Annotated in this window: 3 protein-coding genes and 1 pseudogene; all 4 read right to left on the bottom strand. The window is 46.3% G+C overall.

The annotated features are described in order from the left end of the window. Positions 1-722: pseudogene (locus tag WG8_RS22055) on the bottom strand (ABC transporter permease); the annotation flags it as partial. Position 723: 1 nt separating this feature from the next. Then, a complete protein-coding gene (locus WG8_RS22060) occupies positions 724-2,205 on the bottom strand; it encodes a sugar ABC transporter ATP-binding protein (protein WP_007432496.1) in 1,482 nt (493 codons plus the stop codon). A gap of 45 nt (positions 2,206-2,250) precedes the next feature. Further along, positions 2,251-2,685 carry a D-ribose pyranase gene (gene rbsD / locus WG8_RS22065; RefSeq protein ID WP_007432497.1) on the bottom strand — a complete coding sequence of 145 codons (435 nt, stop codon included), beginning with the start codon at positions 2,683-2,685 and terminating at the stop codon, positions 2,251-2,253. Position 2,686: 1 nt separating this feature from the next. Beyond that, the gene (gene rbsK / locus WG8_RS22070) at positions 2,687-3,565 is read right to left on the bottom strand and encodes a ribokinase (RefSeq protein ID WP_007432498.1); all 879 of its coding nucleotides are present in this window, start codon (positions 3,563-3,565) and stop codon (positions 2,687-2,689) included. Positions 3,566-3,687: the final 122 nt, after the last annotated feature.

Consider the following 3,687-nt stretch of genomic DNA (forward strand, 5'->3'; position numbering starts at 1 on the left):
CGTGAGGTCAAAATAGCACCCGCCAAAGCAGACAGCATTCCAGCGAGAGAGTAAATCCAAATTTTTACGCGCGGCACTTTAATACCGGATATGATGGAAGCCTTCTCATTTCCCCCGATGGCATACGTTTTGCGTCCGAACGGCGTTTTATGCAAAATGGTCCACAGTACTGCAAACGTAATGAGCATCGTAATTGCCGGAACCGGAATACCAAACTGATAGCCGCGACCGAACAATTGAAAAATCAGACTATCCCCAAGTCCTGTAATGGGATTCCCGTCGGTATAGACGAGTGTCAATCCTCTGAAAATGGTCATAGTTGCCAGTGTAGCGATAAACGGAGCCATTTTACCTTTCGTGATCATCAAGCCGTTGACCATCCCCATCACGCCACCCAATGCGCAGCCAATGATAATCGCCAGAATTGGATCAAAACCGGCCAGCATCATATTGGCAACAAAGGCACTGGACAATGCTAATATAGAGCCGACTGACAAATCAATTCCACCTGTGAGAATAACGAAGGTCATGCCAAACGCAATCAGCGCATTAATGGACACCTGTCGTAACAAGTTCAGAATATTAAGCGGTTCCAAAAAACTGGGATTCAAGACAGAGACGATGATCACCAGAATAATGAGTCCCAACAACGGACCAAGCTTTTGTGTAATTTGTGACATCGAAAAGCCTTTGCTGCCTTTTGCTTCATTCATAGTTGTCATATTACTGTCCTCCTGTAGCTAACGTCATAATGTTTTCTTGTGTGGCTTCTTCCCTGCTCAGCTCTCCACTGATCTTTCCCTCATGCACCACGACAATACGGTCGCTCATGCCGAGTATCTCGGGGAGCTCTGAGGATACCATGATAATGGCGACTCCGCGTTCAGTCAGTTCGTTCATTAATTGGTAAATTTCCCGTTTGGCCCCCACATCCACGCCTCTCGTTGGTTCATCGAGGATAAGAACGTTTGGTCCAATGCCTACCCATTTGGCGATAACTACCTTTTGCTGATTCCCACCTGACAGACTGCGGACAGGCGTTTCGCCCGACTGGGTTTTAATTTGTAAGCGCTTAATTAACGTATTAACAAAATCCAGCTCTTTTTTGTCTGAAATCAATCCTTTTGAAGTAAAGCTAAACAGATTGGGCAGCACCATGTTTTCCCTGATCGAAAAATCCAGCACCAAACCTTCATCTTTACGGTCTTCAGTAATGAAGCCAATTCCCAACTTCACCGCATCATCCGGCTTGCGAATAGACACCTTTTTTCCACGTACATGTATTTCTCCGCTGTCCAAAGTATCCAGTCCAAAAAGTGCCCGCATGATTTCGGTCCGTCCCGAGCCCATCAAACCTGAGAAACCTACAATTTCACCTGATCTTACCGAAAAATTCACATTTTCAAACAGACCTTTATGCGAGGCGTTTTTGACCTCCAATACCACGTCCCCCAAAGCAGGCGTTCTTACCGGGTAGCGTTCGGTCAGCTCTCTTCCGACCATCTTACGTACAACCTCATCAAAATTGGTATCTGGAATGGCTTGGGTATCCACTGTTTTCCCGTCACGCATGACGGTAATCCGGTCGCAGATCGCAAATATCTCCTCCATCCGATGTGATATATATACAATTGAAACGCCATCCTTTTTCAAGGAAGCAATAACCTCAAACAGCTTTTGAATTTCCCGTTCGGTTAAGGCGGCTGTTGGTTCATCCATCACGATAACTTTTGCATCCGTCATCAGTGCTTTGGCTATTTCAATCATCTGCTGTTGACCTACAGAGCAATCACCTGCCTCACCATTCAAAGGAAGATTTACCGCAAGCTTAGCGAATTGCGTGTTTGCTAACGCTTTCATTTTAGTACTGTTCAGTAATCCCCACTTGGATGTCATTTCCTTGCCGATAAACAGATTTTCCAGCACCGTCATCTCCGGCCACACATTTAATTCCTGATGAATAAAAGCAATTCCCTTTTGCTCGGCCTCCTTGGGATTAGTAAAATACGTTTCCTGACCGTCGATCGTGATCGTTCCCTCATCACGCTGGTGCAATCCGATTAAAATATTCATCAGCGTTGACTTGCCTGCACCATTTTCACCCATGAGGGCATGTACTTCTCCTTCACGGAGATCAAAATCTACTCCACTCAGCACCTGATTGGTTCCAAAGGATTTGTGAATTCCCTTCATTTGAATCTGCATGCTGCACCCTCCTTTTTATTCAAAAAATATCTTAGCCAAAATGGATTATCCAAAGTTAACCCCTGCCTGTAAAATACAATTGGCATACGGCTTGGCTTCACCTGTGCGAATGATCGCCTTGGCATGCCCGGTCAGCTCCTTGAATTGTTCATGCGAGCAAAATTCAATGACTGCAGGTTGTGCCGCAAGCTGCAGATTTTCTGATTGCTCCCCTGAAAACGTACGGGTAATCTGCTCTAATGCCTGTTCATTTTCATGTTTGATTTCTTCAGCCAACGTCACCTTTTCGATTACCATATCCGCAGCGATGACATCTACGACGTCCTGAAAGGAAGGGACACCCAGCTTAAGGGCCAAATCAATTTTGGGAACGCCTTCTGGAACAGGCAGACCGGCATCGGCCACGACAATATAGTCCGTGTGGCCGAGATCCGACAAAATTTTGGATATATGACTGTTCAGGATTCCATGTTTTTTCATATTATAATTGCTCCTCCACTTCACGTCGGGTCGGCATACCACCCTGGGCTCCAAATTTGGTAACGGACAATGAAGCAGCGCGATTAGCGAATTTCACACTGTCAGCCAGTGATTTTCCTTCAGCCAGTGCCACCGCAAATGCAGCGTTGAATGTATCACCTGCACCGGTGGTATCAACGGCCTCTACTTTATAAGTAGGAACCACTACTTCCTGTTCTCCGTCGAAAAACCGTACTCCATTGCTGCCCTCCGTAACAAACAGCTTGTTCGGATATTTGCGCAGGGCCTCTTGAAGGCTCAAGTCCTTGAACATGATGGCAGCTTCATGCTCATTTGGCGTAATGTATGTCGCATTCTCAATCACGCTGGCCTCTACTTCACGTGCCGGAGCAGGATTGAACAAGAACGGTATTTGGTACTTTGCGCATATTTCGCTTACATAAACGACCGTTTCCGCCGGTATTTCCTGTTGCACCAGCACCATATCCGAGCTTCGGATGACATCAAGTGCTTCTTCCACATAGGCGGGTGTCACTTCGTTATTGGCTGCCTTGACCATAATAATACTGTTATCGCCCTCAGCCAGTATAATATGTGCAGTGCCGCTCTCCATATGTGTAACCGGTTTCACATAGCCGATATGGACATGATTTTCTTCGAAATTCCGTAAAATCTGTTGTCCGAATTGGTCATCTCCTACACGCCCAATCATCGTTACGTCCGCTCCGAGACGGGCTGCAGCTACTGCCTGATTAGCGCCTTTGCCTCCAGGCACGGTTGTAAAGCTTTCGCCGAGTACAGTTTCTCCTGCAACAGGGCGCTTGGATGAAGTAACTACAAGATCCATTGTACTGCTTCCAATAATCAAAATTTTAGCCATGAAAATCCACCTTTCTCGTCGTTGCCCGTTCGATGAATTTGACGGGCAACTGAATGCTTGAATAGGATATGCTTGAATGAGGTTGGCGCATGCTTGACTTCGTTGCTTGCGATTGCTCAATC

This window comes from Paenibacillus sp. Aloe-11 (assembly GCF_000245715.1).
Lineage (GTDB): Bacteria > Bacillota > Bacilli > Paenibacillales > Paenibacillaceae > Paenibacillus > Paenibacillus kribbensis.

Coding starts and splice junctions, on each gene's coding strand:
- rbsK (WP_007432498.1), bottom strand. CDS start 3,565: ATGGCTAAAATTTTGATTATTGGAAGCAGTACAATGGATCTTGTAGTT.
- WG8_RS22060 (WP_007432496.1), bottom strand. CDS start 2,205: ATGCAGATTCAAATGAAGGGAATTCACAAATCCTTTGGAACCAATCAG.
- rbsD (WP_007432497.1), bottom strand. CDS start 2,685: ATGAAAAAACATGGAATCCTGAACAGTCATATATCCAAAATTTTGTCG.